This is a genomic window from Stenotrophomonas pictorum JCM 9942, from assembly GCF_001310775.1.
Taxonomy (GTDB): Bacteria; Pseudomonadota; Gammaproteobacteria; order Xanthomonadales; family Xanthomonadaceae; genus Stenotrophomonas; species Stenotrophomonas pictorum.
This window is the reverse complement of sequence record NZ_BAZI01000005.1, coordinates 1-23430: the sequence shown is the minus strand read 5'-3', so window position 1 is coordinate 23430 and position 23430 is coordinate 1. Positions and strand designations below refer to the sequence as shown.

The following is a 23430-nucleotide window of genomic DNA, read 5'->3' as shown; positions in this document are numbered from 1 at the left end:
TGGTTCGGGCATCACGCGTTCGCATCGTCCTGGGCCGCCATCTGCGCCAGCCGTTCCGGCTGCAGCAGGATGATTTCCCGCTGGTTGACCAGGATGACCTTGTCATCGCTCAGGCGTCGCAGCACCCGGCTGGCGGTTTCCGGCGCCATGCGCAGGTAATTGGCGATCTCCGAGCGGGTCATGGTCAGATTGAAGCGATTGGCTGAAAATCCGCGCCGGCTGTAGCGGGCGGAGATATCCAGCAAGAATGCGGCCATACGCTCCTCGGTGCGGTAATTGGCCGCCAGCACGGCGGCCTTGCCGATCTCCGCACTGAGCAGGCTGAACAGCTTGGCCTGCAGTGTCGGCATCCGTGTTGCCAGCAGGCTGAGGCGGGGAAACGAGATCCGGCACAGCGACACGGTGTCCAGCGCCACCGCGTTGCAGGGATAGCGCTCACCATGGATCGCATTGAGGCCGATCACCTCTCCCGGCAGACTGAATCCCAGTACCTGCTCGTTTCCCAGGCTGTCATCGATGAAGGTTTTGACCACGCCGGCGCGCACGGCGGCGATGGCCTCAAACGGCTCGCCGGCGCGGAAGATGTACTGTCCGGCGTGATAGGGTCCGACATGATCGACCAGCACGTGCAGCTCGGCGAGCGCGCCCTTGTCATAGCCCTTCATAGCCCTGCGAAGTGCAGGCATCGGAAAACGCGCAGGTGCTGCAGAATTTCAAGGCGTCACCGTCGTTGGCGGCGGCAGGATTGGTGATGGCGGCTCCCGGTGGACCGCGTGATGCTGGGCTGGAGGAATTCATTCCGAAATCATGCAGAAGCAGTCGAAGGCCGGAAGCACGCCGCAATCGTACGCCACAACAGCTCACCTTCATGCTGGATCCGCAACACGTGACCTTCGCGCTGCAGCCAACCGCACTGGATGAAGGAGGGAACCCGCGCCATCGCATCCTTGAAAAACTCCTCGAATGGCACGGTGTTGCGCCATTCGAATGCACGCATGTCCAGTGCATGGTCACACGCAAGACTTTGTACCACCTCGTCAACCAGACATTCCTGCCCGGACAGGATCAGCCCGGCTGCCACACCCGGCTGGCCCGCCGCCAGACATTGACGCCACCGCTGCGGCTGCGACTCGATCTCACACATGACATTGCCAATCTGGCTGCTCGCGCCTGGCCCGATTCCGAGGAGGTCGTGGCGCTTGCGCCGCGGCACGCCCAGCAAGTCACAGTAGCGCTGGCCATCGCCATTGCGTACCGGCAGGGTGAGGTCAGGACGCTGGTAGTGGTCTCCGCCGATGGGGCGATAGCCCGCGGCACGGACCATTCGCCAGGCCTGCAGCCAGTGCGCCGCTGCCGGTTGGCTTGGCAGCACACACGGCGCAGGCAGCAGCAGGCGATCGGGTGCCGACGCCAGCACGGCCTGGAGGCGTTGCAGGAAGGAGAGGTCATCCCGTGCCGGTATGCGCAACTGGTAATAGCATGCGGTGAACCCGGCATGCAGGCCTTGCGCCAGCACCGCCGGGCCATCGGCGCCGGCATGGTCGATCACGGTCAGCCGCGTGCAGCCCACCTCACGCAGTGCGCCCGGCGCAATCCCGCTGGCCGCGTCCAGCCTGACCTCCACCTGTGGCCGGGCGATGGTGGAAAGATGATGTGGCACGGCATCAAGGAGACGTCCAAGCAGCGGCGGCGGCAGATGCTCGGCCATGCCCAGCTGCAGCACCATCGCGCCCACTTCACGATCACCGGCCACCACGCTGGCATGCAGGCGAAGACTGTTCAGCAGCGCCTCAAGCAACCCGTCCGGATCCTCCCTGCCCCCCTGCGGGGCACAGAAGCCCAAGGTAAGGTCGCGCGGTATCAGGTGTTCGTTGCTGGCCAGCATCGCCGCACGCCACCCTGCCTCGCCGAACCCGTGACTGAGCTGCCCGGATGCAGGAAACAGGACATGCTGCGGCTGCTCCAGCAATGCGGCGTGCAACGAGGTGTCGTCCATCCCGGCGGTCTCCACTGGTATGTCTGCATCCTCGCGCACGCCGCGCCCCTGCTCCCTGATATAGATCAAACGCGCCGCAGCTTTTCGGCGGCACCGGCGTCAATGGCTTCCGGCAGATCGGTTTCGCCATCCAGCTGCGGGAAGTGTCGGCGTTCCATGCGACGGATCGCGAAATGCATCCACGCCAGCGCTGCGGCCACCACCACGAACAGCAGCATGAAGCAGCTGCTCCAGATACCCACGGCATCATTCAAGGCGCCGAACGCGATAGGCAGGATGAACCCCCCCAGACCACCGATCATGCCTACCACACCCCCTACCGCACCTACGTGGTGGGGGTAGTACACCGGGATGTGCTTGTATACCGCCGCTTTGCCCAGCGACATGAAGAACCCCAGTACGAACACCAGCACGGTGAACAGGGTCACGCCGATGGCCAGGTGGAAGCGAAGCTCACCGTTGATGCCCTTCACCACGTATTCGGTGTCTGGATAGGCCAGCAGGAAGGTGCAGATGACCGAGACGCTGAAGGTCCAGTACATCACCCGGCGGGCGCCGATGCGATCGGACAGCCAGCCACCGACCACGCGGAACAGACTGGCCGGAATCGAATAGCAGGCCGCCAGCATGCCAGCCGTCGCCACGTCCATGCCGTAGGCGCCCACCAGATAATGCGGCAGCCACAGCGCCAGTGCCACGAAGCCGCCGAACACGAAAAAGTAGTACAGCGAGAAGCGCCACACCTGCAGGTTCTTCAACGGCGCCATCTGCTCGGAGAACGGCATCGGCTTGACGCCATCACGGCGACGCTGTTCCAGCTGCGGGTCCTCCTTGCTGAAGAGGTAGAACAGCACGGCGGCAACGGCCAGACCGACCGCCCAGATCTTGGCCACCATGGTCCAACCGGCGGCCACCATCACCATCGGCGCCAGCAGCTTGGTGACTGCCGAACCGATGTTGCCCGCACCGAAAATGCCCAGCGCGGTTCCCTGCTTGCTGACCGGGAACCACTTGGACACATAGGCCACCCCCACCGAGAAGCTGCCACCGGCGATACCCACACACAACGCGGCGAACAGGAACTGCGGGTAGGTGTGCGCATACGTGAGCATCCAGGTGGCGACGGCGCCGCACAGCATCACCAGCACCAGCACCTTGCGGCCACCGAACTGGTCGGCCCAGATGCCCAGGAACACCCGGCTCAACGAGCCCGTCAACACCGGGGTGGCGATCAGCAGACCGAACTGGGTGTCGTTCAATCCCAGTTGCGCGCTGATCTGGATACCGATGATCGAGAAGATCATCCACACCGCAAAACAGACGGTGAAAGCGAACGTACTCAACCACAACGCGCGTTGTTGCTGCCCATGGGTGACTGCTTGCAGACTTTGGCTCATCGCCACTCCTCCAGAACGTCAGTTCATTCGGCCAAGGCTTCAATTTCTTGAAGACCGCGGACGGGATAGCGCTCTCGCAGCTCCAACAGGAACTGCTGCACGTTGCGCTGGCGCACCTGTAGCTCCAGGTAGTCGCGGATCTGTGTGTGGACCTGCTCGAAGCGCTGCGACTGCCCAGCTTCAAGCGCATCCACACTGACCACGTGGTAACCCCAGCGGGATTCCACCGGAAAGCCCGCCAACCCCTGGCGCAGCCGGAAGACCTGCCGATCGAACTCCGGCGTGGTCTGGCCGCGCTGCAGCATCCCAGCTCGCCACCTTCTCTGCTCGAGGGACATTGCGAATAACGCTGTGCCAGATCGGCGAACAGATGCAGCTGCTCAGCCAGCTGCGCGATCAGCTGCTCGGCCTGGGTGCGGGCCTTGAAGCGGCCGGCGATATCGTCCGCGGGCGCAGCCAGCAGGATGTGGCGTACGCGGATACGGTCGGGCGAACGAAAGCGCTCGGGGTTCTGCTCGAAATAGCGACGACAATCGTTCTCGCTCGGCACACGGTCCTCCACCTGCTGCTCGAGCAGGCGCTGGATCTGCAGTTCCTCATCCGTATGGACGCCGTCGCCCTGCTCTTGGTGCAGGCCCAGCCGCTGGGCCTCACGACGCAGCAGTTCGCGCACCACCAGGGCACGGGCGGCATCGGCACGCGCCTGTTCCGGCCGCATCGCGCGGTGGAACTGCATCTCGCGGGCTATCTCGGCCTCGCTGATGGGTGTGTCATCGACAAACAGACTGCACGGTGCCGGCTGCCCAAGCGAGCGTGGCCCCTGCTGCGCCGCGTCGTCGTGGTGATGATCGGCTTCGACCGGCACCGGCTGGGCCGAGTCGATCACGGTGATCGGCAGGATTCTTGGCAGGCTGCCCATGGCTCACTCCCTCGGGCCGTAGCGCAGCGTGGCCTGGCGGCGGCGCACCACCTGGTACGGCCGCCACAGATAGCTGATCGGGATGCTCCAGACATGCACCAGACGGGTGAACGGTGCGATCAGGAACAGCGTCAGGCCAAGGAAGATGTGCAGCTTGTAGACCCAGTGCACGCCTTCGACGTAGTCGGCAGCGCCGGCACGGAACGTCACGATGTGCTGCGCCCACTCGGCCAGCATGACCATCACGCTCCCATCCATGTGCCCGGCCGAGATGCGGATGCTGTACATGCCCAGGCACAGCTGCGCGAACAGCAGCACCAGCACCAGCACGTCCCCGAAGTTGCCGGTGGCACGCACGCGTGCATTGGTCAGGCGGCGCACCAGCAGGATCACGATGCCGATGAAGCACAGCGCACCGAAGAGGCCACCGACCACCATCGCCAGCAACTGCTTTTGCGAGGAGGTGATGAAGTGCTCATACACCCCATGCGGTGTCAGCAGTCCGACCAGGTGGCCACCCAGAATCGCCAGGATGCCGATATGGAAGCAGTTGCTGCCGATCCGCATGCCGCGGTCGGACAACAGCTGGCTGGAGCCGGTGCGCCAGCTGTACATCGCTTTGTCATAGCGTGCCCAGCTGCCGATAAGCAGCACCGCCACGGCGATATAAGGATAGAACTGGAAGGCGAACTGGTTCAGGTAGTAGTTCATGGCTGTATCTCCCGGTGCACGGCGCGGGCGGGTGAACGGTGGGGAGGATCGCAATCCTGCGAGGGGGCATCGGTGCCAAAGCGCACGGCCTCCTCCTCCCACAGGCGGTCCATGGCTTCGACGGTGTCATCGCGCACTTCCTCGCTGGCACGCTGGCGCAACAGCGCGAGGTCAACCTTGCCCTCGCCCATTTCCACCAGGATCTCCAGCAACACCGCATGCGGCAGCTTACGTTCCGCGGCCCGCGCGGCCAGCATGCCGGCGATATGGCCGATGTGGTGCAGCCAGTCCTTGGCCTCGGCCTGCGGCCGGTGCGACAGATACTCCAGCAGCAAGGCAGGTAGTCCGGTAATTCCCTGGCATCGAGCTCAAAGCCATTGCGCCGATAGGCGTCGATCAGATCCACCATGGCCTGGCCCCGGTCGCGCGACTCGCCATGGATATGCTCGAAAATCAACAGGCTCATCGAGCGGCCACGGTCGAAGGTGGCCAACCAGCGATCCTGCGCATCCAGCGGATCGGTGGCCAGCAGGTCACGGACGAAGCCCTGCAACTGCCTGCGTCGGGCCGGCGACAGCGCCGGATCGTCGCAGGCTTCGAGCAGCTCCTCGCCGTGCTGCCAAAGCTCGTCACGTGGATAGTCCAGCAACACTCCGATCAACTTCAGCAGGCTCATTTGGACACCTCATGACGATGTTGACGGTTGGGGTGCACCGCGTACGTGGTGCTCTTGCGCTGGCTGAACAGATCCGCCGGGCTGTCGCCATTGCAACCGTTGCCGAAGGTGAAACCGCAGCCGCCGCGCTCACCGAAGGCATCATTGGCGTACTCGCGGTGGGCGCTGGGAATGACGAAACGGTCTTCGTAATTGGCGATGGCCAGGTAGCGATACATGTCCTCGGCCTGCGCCGCCGTCAACCCCACCTGGTCGAGCACCTTGTGGTCCTCGACACCGTCCACGTTCTTGGCCCGGCGCCAGGCGCGCATCGCCATCAGGCGTTCGAGCGCACGCACCACCGGCATCTCGTCGCCGGCCGAGAGCATGTTGGCCAGATACCGCACCGGGATGCGGAGCGAGGCGATGTCCGGCAACTCGCCACTCATACCGACGCGGCCGCGCTCGGCCGCCGACTGGATCGGCGACAGCGGCGGCACGTACCAGACCATCGGCAAGGTGCGGTACTCCGGGTGCAGTGGCAGCGCCAGCTTCCAGTCGATGGCCAGTTTGTACACCGGCGAGGCCTTGGCCGCTTCCAGCCAGCTGTCCGGAATACCCTCGGCCCGTGCCGCTTCGATCACCTTCGGATCTTCCGGGTCCAGGAAGATATCCAGGTGCGCCTGGTACAGGTCCTTCTCGGCTGCAACCGAGGCCGCCTCGGCAATGCGGTCGGCGTCATAGAGCATCACGCCGAGGTAGCGGATACGCCCCACACAGGTTTCCGAACACACCGTGGGCTCGCCCATCTCGATCCGCGGGTAGCAGAAGATGCATTTCTCGGACTTGCCGCTCTTCCAGTTGTAGTAGATCTTCTTGTACGGACAGGCCGACACGCACATGCGCCAGCCCCGGCACTTGTCCTGGTCGATCAGGACGATGCCATCCTCCTCACGCTTGTAGATCGCGCCAGACGGACAGGCAGAAACGCAGGCCGGATTGAGGCAGTGCTCGCACAGGCGCGGCAGATACATCATGAAGGTCTTTTCGAAGGCGCCGTAGATCTCCTTCTGCACCTGGTCGAAGTTGTAGTCGCGCGAACGCTTGCTGAATTCAGTGCCCAGGATCTCCTCCCAGTTCGGCCCCCACTCGATCTTCTGCATCCGCTCGCCTGTGAGCAGCGAACGCGGCCGCGCGGTCGGCTGGTGTTTCAGATCCGGTGCATCGTGCAGATGCTGGTAGTCGAAATCGAACGGCTCGTAGTAGTCGTCGATCTGCGGGAGATCCGGATTGGCGAAGATCTTGGCCAGCATGCGCCAGCGACCGCCGGCGCGTGGCACCAGCTTGCCGGCGCGGGTGCGCACCCAGCCGCCGTTCCACTTCTCCTGGTTTTCCCATTCCTTGGGATAGCCGATACCCGGCTTGGTCTCGACGTTGTTGAACCAGGCGTACTCGACGCCCTCGCGCGAGGTCCACACGTTCTTGCAGGTGATCGAACAGGTATGACAGCCAATGCACTTGTCCAGGTTCAACACCATCGCAATCTGGGCACGAACTTTCATCACACCACCTCCCGGGCGGAAACTGCGGTCTCTTCGCCGTCCAGCCAGTCGATCCTGTCCATCTTGCGCACAATCACGAACTCGTCGCGGTTTGTGCCGCAGGTACCGTAGTAGTTGAAACCCCAGGCAAGCTGCGCGTAGCCGCCGATCATGTGGGTGGGCTTGAGCACGATGCGTGTCACCGAGTTGTGGATACCGCCGCGGGTACCGGAAATTTCCGAACCGGGCACATTGATGATGCGTTCCTGGGCGTGGTACATCATCGCCATGCCCGGCATCACGCGCTGGCTGACCACCGCACGCGCGGCGATCGCCCCGTTGACGTTGAACAACTCGATCCAGTCGTTGTCCTCGATGCCGGCATTGCGCGCGTCGTCCTCGCTCAACCAGACGATGGGGCCGCCACGCGACAGCGTCTGCATGATCAGGTTGTCGCTGTAGGTGCTGTGGATGCCCCACTTCTGATGGGGAGTGATCCAGTTCAGCACGATCTCCTTGTTGCCGTTGGAGCGCTTGCCCAGCAGCGGCGCCACCGTCTTGGTGTTGACCGGCGGTCGATAGCCCATGAAGGCCTCACCGAAATCGATCATCCACTCGTGGTCCTGGTAGAACTGCTGGCGGCCGGTCACCGTGCGCCAGGGAATCAGCTCGTGCACATTGGTGTAGCCGGCGTTGTAGCTGACGTTGTCGTCTTCAAGGCCGGACCAGATCGGCGAGGAAATGATCTTGCGCGGCTGCGCCTGGATGTCACGGAAGCGGATCGCCTCGTGTTCCTTGCCCACCGCAAGATGCGTGTGCTCGCGGCCGGTGAAGGTGCCCAGCGACTCCCAGGCCTTGACCGCGACATGGCCATTGGTTTCCGGCGCCAGGTGCAGGATCACTTCGCAAGCGTCGATGGCGGTATCAATCGCCGGCCGGCCATGGCTGATGCCTTCGTCCAGCACGGTGTGGTTGAGCTTGCCGAGGAATTCCACCTCGTGCTTGGTATCCCAGCTCATTCCCTTGCCGCCGTTGCCGAGCTTGTCCAGCAGCGGGCCCAGCGAGGTGAACTTGCGGTAGAGGTTGGGATAGTCGCGCTCGACCACCGCCATGCTCGGCATGGTCTTGCCGGGAATGGCCTCGCACTGGCCCTTCTTCCAGTCGGCGACGCCGAACGGCATGCCCAGTTCGTTGGGCGTGTCGTGCAGGGTCGGCACCAGCACCAGGTCCTTCTCGACACCGAGCACGCCCGGCGCCATGTCGCTGAGCGTGCGTGCGACACCCTTGAAGATTTCCCAGTCGCTGCGCGATTCCCAGGCCGGGTCCACCGCCTTGGACAGCGGGTGGATGAAGGGATGCATGTCCGAGGTGTTGAGGTCGTCCTTCTCGTACCAGGTGGCAGTCGGCAGCACGATGTCCGAGTACAGCGCGGTGGTGCACATGCGGAAATCCAGCGTCACCAGCAGGTCGAGCTTGCCTTCCGGTGCCTCGTCATGCCATTTCACGTCCTCGGGCTTGACCGCGCCCATCTCGCCCAGGTCCTTGCCCTGCAGGCCGTGGCGGGTGCCGAGCAGATGCCGCAGCATGTACTCGTGGCCCTTGCCGGAGGAGCCGAGCAGGTTGGAGCGCCAGATGAACATCATGCGCGGGTGGTTCTGCGCGGCATCCGGATCGGCGAAGGCGAAGTCCAGCGAACCGTCCTTGAACTTGGACAGCGCATAGTCGGCCGGCGAGATGCCGGCCTGTTCGGCCTCGCGCACCAGCTGCAGCGGATTGCGGTCCAGCTGCGGCGCGCTCGGCAGCCAGCCCATGCGCACCGCACGCAGGTTGAGGTCGGCCAGGCTGCCGCTGTACTTGGCAGGATCGGCCAGCGGCGACAGCAGTTCGTTGACCTGCAGCTTTTCGTAACGCCACTGCCCGGTATTGAAGTAGAAGAACGAGGTGCCGTTCATCTGCCGCGGCGGGCGGCTCCAGTCCAGGCCGAAGGCCAGCGGCTGCCAGCCGGTCTGCGGACGCAGCTTTTCCTGGCCCACGTAATGGGCCCAGCCACCGCCGGTCTGGCCCACGCAGCCGCACATGACCAGCATATTGATCAGGCCGCGATAGTTCATGTCGTTGTGGAACCAGTGGTTCATGCCGGCGCCGACGATGATCATGCTGCGGCCATGGGTTTTGTCGGCGGTGCGGGCGAATTCGCGGGCGATCTCGATCACCTCGGCGCGCGACACGCCGGTGATGCGCTCCTGCCAGGCCGGCGTACCCGGCACGTTGTCATCGAAACTCCTGGCGACATTGCCGCCGCCGAAACCCCGATCCACGCCGTACTGCGCCAGCAGCAGGCATACACGGTGGCTACCAGCGCCTCACTGCCGTCGGCCAGCGGCAGGCGGCGCAGCGGGATATTGCGCTCCAGCACGTCCTCGGCCGGCGCGGCGGTCCAGCCGTCGCTCTCGATGCCGCCAAAGTACGGGAAGCTCACCGCCTCGATGCCGTCATGGATATCGGCCAGACTCAGCCGCAGGCGGGTCTCATGGCCATCGCTGGCCTTCTGCTCGATGTTCCACTTGCCCTTCTCACCCCAACGGAAACCGACCGAACCATTGGGCACGGTGATGTCGCCGCTGTTCTCATCGAACGCCAGCGTCTTCCATTCGGGGTTGTTGCTCTCGCCCAGCCCGCCCAGTTCGCTGGCGCGCAGGAAGTGGCCCGGTACGAGTCGGCCATCGGCACGGCGCTCGATGCGCACCAGCATCGGCATGTCCGAGTACTGGCGGCAGTAGTCCTGGAAGTACTGCGAGGGCGTATCGACGTGGAATTCGCGCAGGATCACGTGGCCGAAAGCGAATGCCAGCGCAGCGTCGGTGCCCTGCTTGGGATGCAGCCAATGGTCGGTGAGCTTGGCCAGCTCGGAATAGTCCGGGCAGATCGCCACCGTCTTGGTACCGTTGTAACGCGCCTCGGTGAAAAAATGCGCATCGGGCGTGCGCGTCTGCGGCACGTTCGAGCCCCAGGCGATGATGTAGCGGCTGTTGTACCAGTCGGCCGATTCCGGCACGTCGGTCTGCTCGCCCCACACCTGCGGCGAAGCCGGCGGCAGGTCGCAATACCAGTCGTAGAACGACAGGCAGGCGCCCCCGAGCAGCGACAGATAGCGCGCACCGGCGGCATAGGACACCATCGACATGGCCGGAATCGGCGAGAAGCCAACGATACGGTCCGGGCCGTATTCCTTGGTCGTGTAGAGGTTGGAGGCGGCGATGATCTCGTTGGCCTCGTCCCAGTTCAGCCGCACGAAACCGCCCATGCCACGACGGCGCTTGTACTCGCGCGACTTGGCCGGGTCCTGCACGATGCTGGCCCAGGCCTCGACCGGCGACAGGGTCTTGCGTGCCTGCCGCCACATGCGCAGCAAGGTGCCGCGGATCAGCGGGTACTTGAGGCGGTTGGCGCTGTACAGATACCAGGAATAGCTGGCGCCACGCGGACAACCACGCGGCTCGTGGTTGGGCAGGTCCGGGCGGGTCCGTGGATAGTCGGTCTGCTGGGTTTCCCAGGTGACCAGGCCGTTCTTGACGTAGATCTTCCAGCTGCACGAGCCGGTGCAGTTCACGCCGTGGGTGGAGCGCACGATCTTGTCGTACTGCCAGCGGGCGCGGTAACTGTTCTCCCAGTCGCGGTTCTCGCTCTTGCTGAACCCGTGGCCATCGGCAAAGGGTTGTGGGTCCCGCTTGAAGAACTGCAAGCGATCAAGGAAGTAGCTCATGGTCAATCTCCGTTCGCAAACTTCTGCATCATGACTGGGTGTGTCTTCTGGCTACGCTGTGTGGCTGTCTCAGCAGGGCGTCTCGGCGCCGCGCCGGTAGTACCACCACCACGTCACCGCCAGGCACGTGGTGTAGAACACGATGAATCCGTACAGCGCCATGTCCGGGCTGCCGGTCAAACTGATCGAAGTGCCGTAGCTCTTGGGGATGAAGAAGCCACCATAGGCACCGATCGCGCCGGAGAAGCCGACCACCGCGGCCGATTCGATGCTGGCCTGGTGGGCAGAGGCCTTCTTGCCTTCGGCCCCCTCACTGGCCGACAAGCGCTCATGCAGGGTGCGGAAGATCACCGGAATCATCCGGAACGTGGTCCCGTTGCCGATGCCGCTGAGTACGAACAAGGCCATGAACGAGAGCAGGAAACCGTAGAAATTGCCGCCCTGGCCGTTGCTGGGCAGGAAGTGCAGCACGCCGAACACCGCGGCGATCATCAGCGCGAACACCCAGAACGTCAGGCGTGCGCCGCCCCAGCGATCAGCCATGCTGCCGCCCACCGAGCGCATCAGCGCACCCAGCAACGGGCCGATGAAGGCATAGGTCATCGGGTTGACTTCCGGGAACTGGCTTTTGACCAGCATCGGGAACCCGGCCGAAAAGCCGATGTAGGAACCGAAGGTGCCGATGTACAGCCAGCACATCAGCCAGTTGTGCTTGCGGCGGAAGATGACGGCCTGCTCGGAGAACGAGGAGCGGGCGCTGGTCAGGTCGTTCATGCCGAACCACGCGGCCAACGCGAACAGGACAATGCCCGGCACCCAGATGAAGCCGGCGTTCTGCAGGAACAGCGGCTCGCCACCATCCATGGTCGGCTGTGGCGCCCCGCCCAGTGCGCCGAACACGCCTGCCGTGATCACCAGCGGGATGACCGCCTGTGATACGGAGACGCCGACATTTCCCAGCCCCGCATTCAGCCCAAGTGCCGAGCCCTGGCGCTGCTTGGGATAGAAGAAGGAGATGTTGGACATCGAGGAGGAGAAGTTCGCACCGCCAAAGCCGCAGAACATCGCGATCAGCACGAACACCCAGTAGGGCGTGGACAGATCCTGCACCGCAAAGCCCAGCCACAACGTCGGGATGAGCAGCGAAGCGGTGGACAATGCGGTCCACCGGCGCCCGCCGAAGATCGGAATAACGAACGAGTAGAAAATGCGCAGCGTGGCCCCGGAGAGACTGGGCAGCGCCACCAGCCAGAACAGCTGATCGGTGCTGAGGTTGAAGCCGATGCGCGGCAGGCTGATGGTCACCGAGGAGAACAGCACCCATACGGCGAATGCCAGCAGCAACGCGGGAATGGAAATGATGAGGTTGCGTGTGGCGACGCGCCTGCCTGTGCGTTCCCAGTAGTCGGGATCTTCGGGCCGCCAATCGGTGATGACCCGGCCTGTGCTCGCCTTCTTGCCTGTTTTGACATCGTCACTGACAGTCATGCATGGCTCCAATGCGGTATGAAACGGCGCTGGCTTGCTGTGCTTTTACTGTGCTCAATCGCGCCACCGGCGCCATTAAGCCCGGGCCGCGCTGGTGGCGCGATTGATCTGGATCAATCAACGGCGCCTGCGCGCCGGTTTCCTGATATATGTCAAACCATGGAGGATGTGGCCGCCGCGGACCGGCGCGAAGGACCGCGCTGTCGCAGGCTGTCGCGTATATCCACGTCAAGCCGCAACTGCAGCGGTTCTCCGCCCGCAGCAACGTCAAAGCTCAGGCCGTCACGGCACGGCAACCGCGCCTGCAACGCCAACACGGCATCGCGCGGAAGGCTGATCTGCAGTATCGCCGTATCACCCGTGATGAGGACTTCACCGGAAGGAACTAGGCGCAGGGTCTGCGACCAGCAGCGCTCAGCAGCCAGACGAGTGTGGTTTTCCACCCTCTGGCCGGCCAGGAGTCTGGCCAATTCCGCCTCATCAATACGCAATCGTATCGATTGGCGGTGAATCTGCACTTTCATGATGCAACCTCCTCCCATTGTGCGGGGGTATTGCAGTTCACCAGCCATGGAGCGACATCGTCCGACAAGGGCAGCTCAAGTACGCCAAGGCGCGCTTGCAGGGCGTGCAGGGAACGCGGCCCTTCGCGTTGCTGGACCATGGACGCCACTACCTTGCGGCATGCATCGTCGATGTTCAACCGCATCGGCAGCGGTTGCCCTTGGAAGATCACGCACGGCGCCGGTCCGGCATCCCGCAGGCGCCCAAGCAATGCCTTGTTCAAGCGCGGCATATCTACCGGGACCACCCACGCGGGACCATCATCAAGTATCGGCAACACGCTGTACAAGCCGCCCAGTGGGCCGCAACCTGGCAGCTTGTCGGGTACCGCGTCGAAATCCGGATAGTCACCGCTCACCCTGACCGGTCGTGCACCGGACTGCTCAAGCAGCCCGCACATGTGCGTCAGTAAAGGCCGCCCGCGCCACAGCAGCCGCGCCTTGTCCTGTCCCATCCGGCTGGACAGACCTCCGGCCAGCACGATGCCGGCCAGCAGTGAAGACTCAGTGCGGGTGTTCATGAACGTGTCTCTCGTCCGCCGGCCCCACGACCGGCTCACACAACGCGCAGCCCTCACTCCACTGGCTGTCACCGTCCAGATAGTGCTCCTGTTTCCAGATCGGCGAACGGTGCTTCACCGCCTCGATCAGCTGCCGGCACGCCCGGAACGCCTCATCGCGATGGGGTGTTCCGGCAGCCACCACCACGGCGACATCGCCCACCGCCAACCGGCCTTTGGCATGTGCCACATATAGCTTGATGCGCGGACCGAAGTCCGCCTCGACCTCGGCGACAAGGCGCTGGAACTCGTTCATGACCAGCGGCTCGAACAGGTCATAGGTGATGCCCTGCACACCACGTCCCTGGTTGAGATCACGCACTTTGCCGATAAACACATCGATGCCGCCGAATGCGGGATCGGAAACGAAGTCGATGGCTTCGGCTGGATCAACCCTGCCGTTCGCCCGTTCAACAATTTTCCAGAGGCTGCCTGTGCGCATGGTTCAGCCTCCGCTGACGGGAGGCAGGATGGCAACACGGCCATCGTCCGGCAGCGGATCATCGTCACGCAACACCCGCTGCTCGTCGGCAAAAACGGAGTAGTCGATAAGCCCCGCGCGGAACTGTGGCCAGCGCTGCACGATCAATTCACGCAATGCCTGGCGCAGATCCGCGATGTGCTCGCCATGCGTGACCACCTCGATCTCGCGCTGCGGATCCAGATCCGAAAACGCGCCGAACAGCTGAACCTGCATCTGTTTCATGACATCTCCTGTGCAACCAGTTGCACCGGTTCGCAGTGACCCCAGCCCTGTACACGAACCGGCGTGCCGGCAACGGCGAGACCGCCCTCTTCCTCCAGTACCGCCCAGGCATTGGCCTGCAGCGTGGTCTTCAAACGGAACGATTCCTGCCCACCCAGCACGCGGACACTCAAGCGTCCTGCCGCGTCCACTTCCACCCGTGCGCGGACATGCGCGCGCAGCCCCGGTGGCTTGGGCACGTCGGCCTGCAGCGGCAGCTGCAAAACCGGTTCATCCTCCAGTCCCAACAGTCGGCGCAAGACCGGCTCGACAAAAAAGCGCTGGCCCACCGCCGCCGAGACCGGATTGCCGGGCAGGCCGAAATACAATGCGCCGTCCGGCAGCCGCGCGAACAGCAATGGCTTGCCCGGGCGGATCGCGACTTTGTGGAAAATGATCTGCGCGCCACGTGCACGCAAGGCATCGGGAAGGAAGTCGTAGCGCCCTTGCGACACCGCACCGGTACTGACCAGCAGCCGCGCCCCTGCGCGCAGTGCGTCCTCCAGCGCCCGGGTGAAATCCGCCATCTCATCGGCCACCCCGCCCTGCCACACCACGTCGGCCCCCGCCGCTTTCAGGCGGCGGACCAGATATGGCCGATTGCTGTCGCGGATCTGTCCCGATTCCAGCGCCTGTCCGGCGTCGCTGACCAGCTCCTTGCCGGTGGCGATGACTGCCACGCGCGGCTGCTGGCGGACCGGCACGCTGACCGTGCCGATCGCCTGCAACAGGGTCAAGGCATTGATGTCGAGCAACGTGCCTGCGGCAAGCACCACCTCGCCGAGCTCCACGTCCTGCCCGCGAAGGCGTACATGCTGCCCGGGCTTGAGCGCCTCCCGCAGGCGGATACGCAGCGGTCGCCCGGCATCGGCCTCCAGGACCTCGACCTGCTCCACCGGCACGACGCTGTCCAGACCTTCGGGCATCCGCGCACCGGTCATGACTTCCCAGGCGCCGGCCCCGCCTCGGGCTGCGGCATCGCCGGCAGCTTGCCAGCCCTGCACCTCGAAAGTGCTGCCGGCGGCAACCACCGCACCGGCGGCGCGCAGCGCGAATCCATCCATCGCCGAGTTGTTGAACGGCGGCAATGCTTGCATGCTAGTCGCGGCCACTGCCAGCGTACGTCCTTCCGCCCGTTCCAGCGGCAGTGTTTCAGCCGGCAACGGCTGGGCCGCCGCCATCAGATGGTGCAGCGCCTCGGCATAACTGATCATGCATGCCCGCCTTCGTCATGGCTGCCACCGCCGATCATGGCCAGCGCATGGCCCAGCAGCGGTGCCAGGATATCCAGACACTGCTTTGCCGCACGTGGGCTTCCCGGCAATGCGATCACCAGCATCGTGCCCAGCTGAACCACTTCAGCGCGACTCAACCAGGCGTGCTGGGTATGCTGCGCGCTGAGGCTGCGCACCATCTCGGCCAGCCCTTCGACACGACGTCCCCCCAGCGACTGCAAGGCTTCGGGGGTGAGATCACGCGGCCCCAGTCCGGTGCCGCCGGTGCAGATGCACAGCCGCACCCCGTCAGCTGCCAGCGCCTGCAGGCGCCCCGCCAGTGGCTCGATACCGTCCGGCAGCACTTCCACCGTTTCCACATCGCCACCGAGTGTCTGCAGCCGCTGCACCAGGCCTGGGCCGGACTCGTCGATATAGCGGCCATCGCTCGCACGGTCACTGAGGGTGATCACCGCGCAGCGCGTGCCGTGCAGTCCTTTGGGCGAACGCGGCTGGAAGCGTGCCAGCTCGTCGGTCGCCATGCCCTGTGGATGCATCCACACCCCACTCTTGCCACCTTCCTTGAACAGCAGGCGGATACCACTGATTTCCAGCGCCGGCTCAACCGGCTTGCTCAGGTCATACAGCGTGAGTAGGGCGGCATTGACACCGGCCAGTGCCTCCATCTCCACGCCCGTACGCGCTTCACTGGCGCATTCGCACCACACCCGGATCGCCTGCCGTTCGGGCACCGGCGCGCAGTACACGCGTACCAGTTCCAGCGGCAGTGGATGGCACAACGGCATCAGTGTCGAGGCCGACTTGGCCCCCTGCAGCCCGGCGATCTCCGCCATGACCAGGGCATCGCCTTTGGGCAGCCGACGCTCGACGATCATCGGATACGCCGCGGGTCCGGCAATCAGCTCACCCACCGCCACCGCACGACGCCGGGTCACGCGTTTGTCACGGACATCGGCCATATGGAAAGCCGCACTCATTCCAACGCTCATCGTTCTTTCATCCTCCAATCGAGGCCAGGTGCGGGGTCAAGCCGGTCAGGCCCTGATGCAGTCCGTGCCCGGCCGCCTTCAAGCCCAACTGGGTGGTGATGCGCGCCAACAGCGCATCACTGTCATCATCTGATTGCAGCAGCGGTCGCAACGGCACCCCGAAGTCGCCAAACAGGCATAGCCGCAAGTCGCCGCGCGCGGTCACGCGCAAACGGTTGCAGCCTCGACAGAAATCGCGCGAATACGGCGCGATGATGCCCACACGGCCGCAGTAGTCGGGATGGGCGAACTCACGGGCCGGGCCGGCATCGGCGGCGCGCGCACGCTCACTCCATCCGGCGGCCAGCAGTTGCTCGACCAACACCTCGGCACGCAGGTGATAGCGCTCGAAATAATCGGCGTTGTCACCGGTGCGCATCAATTCGATGAAGCGGATGCTCAGCGGACGCTCGCGCAGGAACTCCATCCATTGCGGAAGCTCATCGTCATTGACGCCACGCAGCAGTACCGCGTTGAGCTTGATCGATGGAATGCCCAAGGCCTGTGCCAGGGCGATGCCTTCCATGATTTGCGGTAACCGGTCGTGCCCGGTGATGGCACGGAAGCGCTCGCGCTGCAGGCTGTCCATGCTCACGTTCAATGCGTTGAGACCGGCGCGGCTCCACCCCGGCAGATGTCGTGGCAACAAGGTGCCATTGGTGGTGATGGCGACCTTGCGGATGCCCGGCACCTGCGCCACGGTGGCGATGATCTGCTCCAGATCCTTGCGCAGGCTGGGCTCGCCACCGGTCAGGCGGATCTTGTGCATGCCCAGGATCGCAAATGCGCGCACCAGCCGGGCGATTTCGTCGACTGTCAGGAATTTCGGTCGACCGTCTGCCTGATAGCCCTCAGGCAGACAATAGCGGCAACGGAAATTGCAGGCCTCGGTGAGCGACAGCCGCAGATAGGGAAAGCGGCGACCGAAGCCGTCAGCAAGTTGATTCATGGCTGTATCACCTCCTGACTCGAGATTTCCATGCTCGCCCGGGGTACCAGCCCTTTAAGCAGCGGCCCGGCGCCAGCTACGTGGCGAGATGCTGCAGTGACATGACTTAAATCAAGTCTTCATCCCCGCCGGTTGCGTGATGGTTATGGCAGCATGCCTGTTCCCGGACCTGCTTCCCGTGAACTCCATCATGATGCTGAGCAATTTCGATGATCTGCTGCGTGCCGCCGGCGAACAGGCGCAACCCCAGCGCCTGCTGTTCGTATTTGTCCGCACCGAACTTCCCGAATCCCCTACCCGCGACCAGCATGAGCGCCATGCCCAGGGAGAAGGTGGCACCCTGACGCCAGTGCTATGCGTGGACAAGGCACCGCAGGAAATCGCCTCATTCCGCGCACTGGCCAGCGAGTCCGGCAACACAGGCCTGACCTGGGATCTGGTGTTTGTCGCCGCCATGGAAGGTCGCGCCGGGATCCCTCCTTCCAGTGATGAAGCCGCTCAACCGCTACGGCTTATGGTCAATGCCATCAACAACGGACAAATCAGCCGTTTCGCGGCCTTCGACCGGGAGGGTGATCCCATTCAATTTTATTGAGCCAACAGTTGCAGGGTCAGAAAGAACACCACCAGCACCGTGTTCAATCCCCATGCAACGGTCAAGCCACGCGCGGCCAATCCATACCCGGGCGTTCGAGCATTGGCCGAAGCGCGCCATACCGCCGGGATGATCCAGCCGGTGTACAGCAGCAGTACCACGAACAGCCCCAGCAGCAGCGGCAACTTGCCCTGCGCCAGAGCCCACATCGCTCCTGCCCATAAAAGGTTGCTGGGAAGCACGCCCTGCAGCCAGAACACCCGCCAAAGGCGCGAAGAGGGCAGCTTGTCGCCCGGGGCACTCATCGAAGTGACAGCAGTCATGATCTCCGGTCCTGGGTTGTGCAACGCAGGGCTTGAGCTTGCGCCGGTTAGGCAACCGGGTCAAATCGAGGCAGCCCGATCTGCGCCCCCCATCTGGGGAGCCAACGCACCTGCGGTGTCGAGCAGCATGTCAAACACCCATACAGGGATTGCTGAAGTGATACACCGTGCATCCTTGGCTGCCACCCGGTCGGGGGCCGCCGCATTTTTCACTGCACCTGCCAGCGAGTTCCAACTTCAAGAACCGCATGCTCTGCCAGAGTGCAGATCCGCTCATCGACATGCATCATGGACTGCGTTGTCCCAGCGGCTTGACAGGTGAAAACTCCGCTTGTGGCCGGCCTTCTTGAAGGCGGCCTCTCTCCCCGACCTGGCGCGCTCACAGGCACTGGGGGATGGGACGCTCTGCCGGCGCAAGCGTGATCGGCTCCCGCCACGGGCGACGGCTACGCTATTCCGGCTGCGCAGCTCCACGCGCAGTTGCTCCAGCTTCCGCTCGATCTCGGGATCTACGCGTTCGGAAACCACCTCCCAGGAGGTCACTTGGCGGCTTGTGCACGGTGTAGATTGATAGGCCGTGATTCCTGCATCCATGCACTTGAAGACGTGCAATGCGGATTGCCCACCGGCGAGCTGCAACGCCAGAATCGAAGACATCATCCAGATAGGCATCTCCCCTCCGTAGGGCCAGCGACAGCATCGACGCTACCCGGGCAGACCAACTGTGGATGCCGGAAACATCCGTAGGCGGATGTCAGGCAAATGCCTGCTGTGTGGGGGACAGAGCACGCAGCCCGCATCCGCATAAACAGTCGTGAAATTTTTTAACAAATTGCTTGCGGGAAAAACAAAGCCCCGTTACTATTTCCTCCTCGGCAACGTCGGGGCCATAGCTCAGCTGGGAGAGCGCCTGCATGGCATGCAGGAGGTCAGCGGTTCGATCCCGCTTGGCTCCACCACATCCGGACATTAGGCCGTCTGGATTGTCGAAAAATTTGATGAAGTTTACGCGTCCCCATCGTCTAGAGGCCTAGGACATCACCCTTTCACGGTGGCGACCGGGGTTCGAATCCCCGTGGGGACGCCATTCATCAAGTAAAACTGAAGACCCAAGAAACCGGGTCTTTTTTGTTGGAGGAACCGCACTCCCAAGCGGTCCCAAAGAGGAAGCCCACCTCTTCCATTCCAGCAAAAGCCCGCTATAATGGCGAGCTCGCAAAACAACGTGGGGCCATAGCTCAGCTGGGAGAGCGCCTGCATGGCATGCAGGAGGTCAGCGGTTCGATCCCGCTTGGCTCCACCAAATCCGGACTTTAGGCCGTTCGGACTTACAACTTGAGATTTTCAGAATACGCGTCCCCATCGTCTAGAGGCCTAGGACATCACCCTTTCACGGTGGCGACCGGGGTTCGAATCCCCGTGGGGACGCCATTTCTAAAAAGCCCCGAGAAATCGGGGCTTTTTTCTTGCCTGAAATGATCCACTACAACCGCGATCCGGCGAGTCCTTCCGCCAGACAAGCCACTCCCATGCGGGTTTCTTTGAGGCAATCCCTTCGCAATGCGCGAGGATTGCCCTCCAGGTTGTTGCGCTGCTCGAAACCGGGGCGTCCGGGCTCCCCAGGCGAGTCACCGAGCCGGCGTCATTCAATGAAAATCCCGGCTTTGCACATCCAGCCCCCCCAGCAGCGGCGTCAGATCCTCCAGGCGGCGGGCGACAAGATGCCGTACGTCGTTTTCGACTTCGAGGCGTCCGCTGACCTGTATCAGGCGGGATTCAAGGAAGACCTGGCGCTGGCGCTCGGCAAGCTGCCGCCAGACCACAACGTTGATCTGGCCAAACTCATCCTCCAGCGTCAGGAAGGTAACGCCACTGGCGGTCTGCGGGCGCTGGCGACCACGCACCAGCCCGGCAACCACCACGCGGCCTGCAGCCGGCATCGTTGCCAGATCGTTGGAGCTGCGGCAGCGCCGGGCCCGCAACTGCGCCCGCAGGCGTGACAGGGGATGGGCGGACAGGGTGGTGCCCAGCAGTGCATAGTCGGCCACCAGATCCTCCCCCGCGCTTGGCATCGGCAAGGCCACCGCCGCCTCGTCGGTCTCGGCCAGGCCCTGGAACAACGGCCGCATCGCTTCCACGCCGGCGACCACCCAGCGCGCGCGGTGGCGATGCCCCGCCATTCCGCGCAAAGCGCCGGAATCCGCCAGCAGCGCGCGGGTGCGACCATCCAGCGCCGCTCGCTGGCACAGGTCGGCGACATCGGCGAACGCCCGCTGTGCCCTCGCCTGCTCGATACGCAGCGCATCTGCCTGATTGAAGCCGCGCGCCAGGCAGAACCCCAGACGGATAGCCAGGCGCCGGCCATCGCGCTCGGGTTCCAGGGAGCAGTCCCAGCCGCTGTAGCGCACGTCCAGCGGCCGCGTTGCGACGCCATGTCGACGCACATCCTGCAGCAGCTGGTCCGGGCTGTAGAAGCCCATCGGCTGGCTGTTGAGCAAGGCGCAGGCGAACTCGGCCGGGTAGTGGCATTTGAGCCAGCTGCTGGCATAGGCGATCAGCGCGAAGCTGGCGGCATGGCTTTCCGGAAAACCGTAGCTGCCGAAGCCTTTGATCTGCTCGAAGATACGTTCTGCAAATTCCAAGGGATAGCCGCGCGCCAACATCCCCGCAGTCAGACGCTCGCGATGATGCTCCAGGCCGCCATGGCGTTTCCATGCCGCCATCGAGCGCCGCAGCGCATCGGCCTCGCTGGCGTTGTAACCGGCCGCGACCATCGCGATCTGCATCACCTGCTCCTGGAACAGCGGCACTCCCAAGGTGCGCTCCAGCACCTGCTCCAACGCCGGTGAGGGATAGCTGACCTGCTCCTCACCGGTTCGACGCCGCAGATAGGGATGCACCATGTCCCCCTGGATCGGCCCCGGGCGCACGATCGCCACTTCAATCACTAGGTCGTAGAACGTCTGTGGCCGCAATCGCGGCAGCATCGCCATCTGTGCGCGTGATTCGATCTGGAATACACCCACGGTATCGGCACGGCTGATCATGGCGTAGGTGTCCGCGTCCTCCTTCGGAATCGTGGCCAGGGTGAGCTGACGCCCGCGATGGTGCCGTATCAGATCGAAGCAGCGCCGCACTGCGGTAAGCATGCCCAGCGCCAGCACGTCGACCTTCATCAGGCCGAGGAACTCCAGGTCATCCTTGTCCCACTGGATCACCGTGCGTGCGGCCATCGCGGCGTTCTCCACCGGCACCATGCTGTGCAATGGCCGCTCGGAAATGACGAACCCGCCGGGGTGCTGCGACAGGTAGTGCGGAAAGTCGATCAGTTCGCCAGCCAGCACCAGGATGCGATGCAGCAGCGGGCTGTCCGGGTCGAACCCGTGCTCGCGCAATCGCTCCCCGTCGGGCAGGCGGTCCGACCACTGGCCGATACAGCTGGTCAGCCGGCTGATCGCGTCACCGGGCATCCCCAGCACCCGCGCCACATCGCGGATCGCCCCGCGTCCGCCGTACTGGGTGGCTACCGCAGCCAACGCGGCCCGCTCGCGTCCGTAACGTGCAAACACATACTGGATGACTTCCTCCCGCCGCTCGTGCTCGAAATCGACGTCGATATCCGGCGGTTCGTCGCGATCTTCTGAAATGAAACGCTCGAACAGCAGGTGGCTGTGCGAAGGATCCAGCTCGGTGATTCCCAATACGAAGCACACCACCGAGTTGGCCGCCGAACCGCGCCCCTGGCAGAGGATGCCGAGGCTGCGGGCGTGGGCCACCAGGTCATGCACAGTGAGGAAATAGGAGGCATAACGCTTGCGGGCAATCAACGCCAGCTCCTTGTCGATGAGTGCCTGCGCCTGGGGGCTCGTCCCTTGCGACCAACGTCTGCAGGCGCCCTGCCTCACCAGCTCAGCCAGCCAGCTTTGCGGCGTATGGCCGGCAGGCACCAACTCACTGGGATACAGGTAGTCCACGGCTTTTCTCAGGTCGAAACCGGTACAACGCGCTGCTATCCGCAGCGTTTCGCGCAGCAGCGCGGACGGATAGATCGACCGCAGGGCGGACAGCGGCCGCAGATGCCGCTCGCCGTTGGGAAACAGCAGATGACCGGCGTCGGCCACGGTGACGCGGTGGCGGATAGCCGTCATCACGTCCTGCAGGGCACGCCGCCCCCGCGCGTGCATGTGCACATCACCGGACGCCACCAGCGGCATCCCCAGCTCCGCGCCCAAGCGCTGCAATAACTGAAGGCGCCCTGGATCATCCGCCCCGTGATGCAGCTCGACCGCGATCCAGCAACGATCGGCAAACCATTCCCGCAGGCGACACCCGTGCGCCGGCTCCGGCACCGCCGGCGGCAGCCACAGCGCCAGCAGACCGCTGCGATCCACCTGCTCGAGATCCTCGGCCAGCAGCCGGTATTGGCCCTTGTCGGCACGTCGCCGGGCCTGGGTGATCAGCCAGCACAGGCTGCGGTAGCCGTTGTCATCCTCCACCAGCAACACCAGCCGAGGGCCAGCCTCCAGCTGTATTTCACTGCCGACAATCAACGGCACGCCACTGGCTTCCGATGCCCGCAGTGCGCGCACGATGCCGGCCAGCGAGCATTCGTCGGTGATCGCCAGCGCGCTGTAGGCGTGGTGCCTGGCGCGGGCAAACAGCTCATCCGCAGTCGAGGCGCCGCGCTGGAAACTGAAGGCCGACAGGCAATGCAGCTCGGCATATCCCTCACTCATGCAAACCAGCCATGCAGCATGAACCCGCCTTCGCCGCCCACGTCGCGCCAGGCCCAGGCCTGCTGGCCGAAGCGAGTAGCGACCCGGTAGTAGTCCCGCCGTATATCCGCCTCCCACCAGCCACTTTCAATCCGCTCCGGCCCGGACAGCAGCTCCGGCGCCGCCCCTGGCCACGGCCGGGGTTCGCGCAGCAGCCAACCGGGGCGCAACAGGGCCGGGACATCAC

General features: G+C 64.0%; 16 protein-coding genes, 4 tRNA genes and 5 pseudogenes. 5 read left to right on the top strand and 20 right to left on the bottom strand.

All coding sequences use genetic code 11. From position 1 onward, the window contains the following. Nucleotides 1–11: 11 nt before the first annotated feature. From JCM9942_RS00965 to moaA, 16 genes and pseudogenes are all read right to left on the bottom strand, one after another. Nucleotides 12–798: pseudogene (locus JCM9942_RS00965) on the bottom strand (helix-turn-helix domain-containing protein). Between the two features lie 7 nt (nucleotides 799–805). Beyond that, complete coding sequence (locus JCM9942_RS00960; RefSeq protein ID WP_054656903.1) at nucleotides 806–1996, bottom strand: oxygen-independent coproporphyrinogen III oxidase; 1191 nt, start codon at nucleotides 1994–1996, stop codon at nucleotides 806–808. Nucleotides 1997–2061: 65 nt separating this feature from the next. Beyond that, complete coding sequence (locus JCM9942_RS00955; RefSeq protein ID WP_054656901.1) at nucleotides 2062–3393, bottom strand: MFS transporter; 1332 nt, start codon at nucleotides 3391–3393, stop codon at nucleotides 2062–2064. A gap of 23 nt (nucleotides 3394–3416) precedes the next feature. After that, nucleotides 3417–4111: pseudogene (locus tag JCM9942_RS00950) on the bottom strand (peptidylprolyl isomerase). Nucleotides 4112–4315: 204 nt separating this feature from the next. Next, nucleotides 4316–5023 (bottom strand): respiratory nitrate reductase subunit gamma, encoded by a 708-nt coding sequence (gene narI / locus JCM9942_RS00945; RefSeq protein WP_054656899.1) that lies wholly within the window; start codon nucleotides 5021–5023, stop codon nucleotides 4316–4318. Then, nucleotides 5020–5699: pseudogene (gene narJ / locus JCM9942_RS20470) on the bottom strand (nitrate reductase molybdenum cofactor assembly chaperone). The gene narI and the pseudogene narJ overlap by 4 nt, the downstream one beginning before the upstream one ends. Then, entirely contained in the window at nucleotides 5696–7240 is a 1545-nt protein-coding gene (gene narH / locus JCM9942_RS00935) for a nitrate reductase subunit beta (protein ID WP_054656897.1), read from the bottom strand. Before narH ends, narJ begins: the two are co-directional and overlap by 4 nt. Continuing rightward, nucleotides 7240–10982: pseudogene (locus JCM9942_RS20465) on the bottom strand (nitrate reductase subunit alpha). Before JCM9942_RS20465 ends, narH begins: the two are co-directional and overlap by 1 nt. Before the next feature lie 69 nt (nucleotides 10983–11051). Continuing rightward, on the bottom strand, nucleotides 11052–12470 hold the full coding sequence (locus JCM9942_RS00925; RefSeq protein ID WP_054656895.1) for a NarK family nitrate/nitrite MFS transporter: 1419 nt from the start codon (nucleotides 12468–12470) through the stop codon (nucleotides 11052–11054). Between the two features lie 152 nt (nucleotides 12471–12622). Further along, a complete protein-coding gene (locus tag JCM9942_RS00920) occupies nucleotides 12623–12994 on the bottom strand; it encodes a DUF7009 family protein (protein ID WP_054656893.1) in 372 nt (123 codons plus the stop codon). Next, nucleotides 12991–13554, bottom strand: a complete 564-nt coding sequence (mobA, locus tag JCM9942_RS00915; RefSeq protein WP_054656891.1) for a molybdenum cofactor guanylyltransferase — start codon at nucleotides 13552–13554, stop codon at nucleotides 12991–12993. The genes JCM9942_RS00920 and mobA overlap by 4 nt, the downstream gene beginning before the upstream one ends. Next, entirely contained in the window at nucleotides 13538–14035 is a 498-nt protein-coding gene (locus tag JCM9942_RS00910; RefSeq protein ID WP_054656889.1) for a molybdenum cofactor biosynthesis protein MoaE, read from the bottom strand. The genes mobA and JCM9942_RS00910 overlap by 17 nt, the downstream gene beginning before the upstream one ends. Before the next feature lie 3 nt (nucleotides 14036–14038). Further along, nucleotides 14039–14299, bottom strand: coding sequence for a MoaD/ThiS family protein (locus JCM9942_RS00905; protein WP_054656886.1), 261 nt, complete (start codon nucleotides 14297–14299; stop codon nucleotides 14039–14041). Then, a complete protein-coding gene (locus JCM9942_RS00900) occupies nucleotides 14296–15552 on the bottom strand; it encodes a molybdopterin molybdotransferase MoeA (protein WP_054656884.1) in 1257 nt (418 codons plus the stop codon). Before JCM9942_RS00900 ends, JCM9942_RS00905 begins: the two co-directional genes overlap by 4 nt. After that, entirely contained in the window at nucleotides 15549–16562 is a 1014-nt protein-coding gene (moaCB, locus tag JCM9942_RS00895; protein WP_054656882.1) for a bifunctional molybdenum cofactor biosynthesis protein MoaC/MoaB, read from the bottom strand. Before moaCB ends, JCM9942_RS00900 begins: the two co-directional genes overlap by 4 nt. A gap of 7 nt (nucleotides 16563–16569) precedes the next feature. Then, nucleotides 16570–17550: a GTP 3',8-cyclase MoaA gene (gene moaA, locus JCM9942_RS00890; RefSeq protein ID WP_054656880.1), complete on the bottom strand. Its 981-nt coding sequence runs from the start codon at nucleotides 17548–17550 to the stop codon at nucleotides 16570–16572. A gap of 190 nt (nucleotides 17551–17740) precedes the next feature. On the opposite strand from moaA, the gene JCM9942_RS00885 reads away from it, so the two are divergent. Beyond that, nucleotides 17741–18145 (top strand): hypothetical protein, encoded by a 405-nt coding sequence (locus tag JCM9942_RS00885; protein WP_054656924.1) that lies wholly within the window; start codon nucleotides 17741–17743, stop codon nucleotides 18143–18145. Here the strand turns inward: JCM9942_RS00885 and JCM9942_RS00880 are convergent. Both JCM9942_RS00880 and JCM9942_RS18725 read right to left on the bottom strand, forming a co-directional pair. Next, the gene (locus JCM9942_RS00880; RefSeq protein WP_054656878.1) at nucleotides 18139–18468 is read right to left on the bottom strand and encodes a hypothetical protein; all 330 of its coding nucleotides are present in this window, start codon (nucleotides 18466–18468) and stop codon (nucleotides 18139–18141) included. The two genes, JCM9942_RS00885 and JCM9942_RS00880, sit on opposite strands and share 7 nt — an antisense overlap. Nucleotides 18469–19222: 754 nt before the next feature. Continuing rightward, nucleotides 19223–19384: a hypothetical protein gene (locus JCM9942_RS18725; RefSeq protein ID WP_157722734.1), complete on the bottom strand. Its 162-nt coding sequence runs from the start codon at nucleotides 19382–19384 to the stop codon at nucleotides 19223–19225. On the opposite strand from JCM9942_RS18725, the gene JCM9942_RS00875 reads away from it, so the two are divergent. From JCM9942_RS00875 to JCM9942_RS00860, 4 genes are all read left to right on the top strand, one after another. Next, nucleotides 19352–19427, top strand: a tRNA-Ala gene (locus tag JCM9942_RS00875). The genes JCM9942_RS18725 and JCM9942_RS00875 overlap by 33 nt on opposite strands. Nucleotides 19428–19479: 52 nt before the next feature. Next, nucleotides 19480–19555, top strand: a tRNA-Glu gene (locus JCM9942_RS00870). Nucleotides 19556–19695: 140 nt separating this feature from the next. After that, nucleotides 19696–19771: transfer RNA gene (locus JCM9942_RS00865), tRNA-Ala, on the top strand. A gap of 52 nt (nucleotides 19772–19823) precedes the next feature. Further along, nucleotides 19824–19899: transfer RNA gene (locus tag JCM9942_RS00860), tRNA-Glu, on the top strand. Between the two features lie 215 nt (nucleotides 19900–20114). Here the strand turns inward: JCM9942_RS00860 and JCM9942_RS00855 are convergent. Together JCM9942_RS00855 and JCM9942_RS19555 are read right to left on the bottom strand one after the other, a co-directional pair. Then, nucleotides 20115–23204 carry an error-prone DNA polymerase gene (locus JCM9942_RS00855; protein WP_054656876.1) on the bottom strand — a complete coding sequence of 1030 codons (3090 nt, stop codon included), beginning with the start codon at nucleotides 23202–23204 and terminating at the stop codon, nucleotides 20115–20117. Next, nucleotides 23201–23430 (bottom strand): annotated as a pseudogene (locus JCM9942_RS19555) (Y-family DNA polymerase); the annotation flags it as partial. The pseudogene JCM9942_RS19555 and the gene JCM9942_RS00855, both read right to left, overlap by 4 nt.

Bases quoted from the DNA above. Each gene is read 5' to 3' on its own strand.
- JCM9942_RS00925 (WP_054656895.1), bottom strand. From the start codon at position 12,470: ATGACTGTCAGTGACGATGTCAAAACAGGCAAGAAGGCGAGCACAGGC.
- JCM9942_RS00880 (WP_054656878.1), bottom strand. From the start codon at position 18,468: ATGACTGCTGTCACTTCGATGAGTGCCCCGGGCGACAAGCTGCCCTCT.
- mobA (WP_054656891.1), bottom strand. From the start codon at position 13,554: ATGAACACCCGCACTGAGTCTTCACTGCTGGCCGGCATCGTGCTGGCC.
- JCM9942_RS00855 (WP_054656876.1), bottom strand. From the start codon at position 23,204: ATGAGTGAGGGATATGCCGAGCTGCATTGCCTGTCGGCCTTCAGTTTC.
- moaCB (WP_054656882.1), bottom strand. From the start codon at position 16,562: ATGAGCGTTGGAATGAGTGCGGCTTTCCATATGGCCGATGTCCGTGAC.
- JCM9942_RS00905 (WP_054656886.1), bottom strand. From the start codon at position 14,299: ATGAAACAGATGCAGGTTCAGCTGTTCGGCGCGTTTTCGGATCTGGAT.
- narI (WP_054656899.1), bottom strand. From the start codon at position 5,023: ATGAACTACTACCTGAACCAGTTCGCCTTCCAGTTCTATCCTTATATC.
- JCM9942_RS00960 (WP_054656903.1), bottom strand. From the start codon at position 1,996: ATGGACGACACCTCGTTGCACGCCGCATTGCTGGAGCAGCCGCAGCAT.
- JCM9942_RS00910 (WP_054656889.1), bottom strand. From the start codon at position 14,035: ATGCGCACAGGCAGCCTCTGGAAAATTGTTGAACGGGCGAACGGCAGG.
- moaA (WP_054656880.1), bottom strand. From the start codon at position 17,550: ATGAATCAACTTGCTGACGGCTTCGGTCGCCGCTTTCCCTATCTGCGG.
- JCM9942_RS00900 (WP_054656884.1), bottom strand. From the start codon at position 15,552: ATGATCAGTTATGCCGAGGCGCTGCACCATCTGATGGCGGCGGCCCAG.
- narH (WP_054656897.1), bottom strand. From the start codon at position 7,240: ATGAAAGTTCGTGCCCAGATTGCGATGGTGTTGAACCTGGACAAGTGC.
- JCM9942_RS00920 (WP_054656893.1), bottom strand. From the start codon at position 12,994: ATGAAAGTGCAGATTCACCGCCAATCGATACGATTGCGTATTGATGAG.
- JCM9942_RS00885 (WP_054656924.1), top strand. From the start codon at position 17,741: ATGATGCTGAGCAATTTCGATGATCTGCTGCGTGCCGCCGGCGAACAG.
- JCM9942_RS00955 (WP_054656901.1), bottom strand. From the start codon at position 3,393: ATGAGCCAAAGTCTGCAAGCAGTCACCCATGGGCAGCAACAACGCGCG.
- JCM9942_RS18725 (WP_157722734.1), bottom strand. From the start codon at position 19,384: ATGCAGGCGCTCTCCCAGCTGAGCTATGGCCCCGACGTTGCCGAGGAG.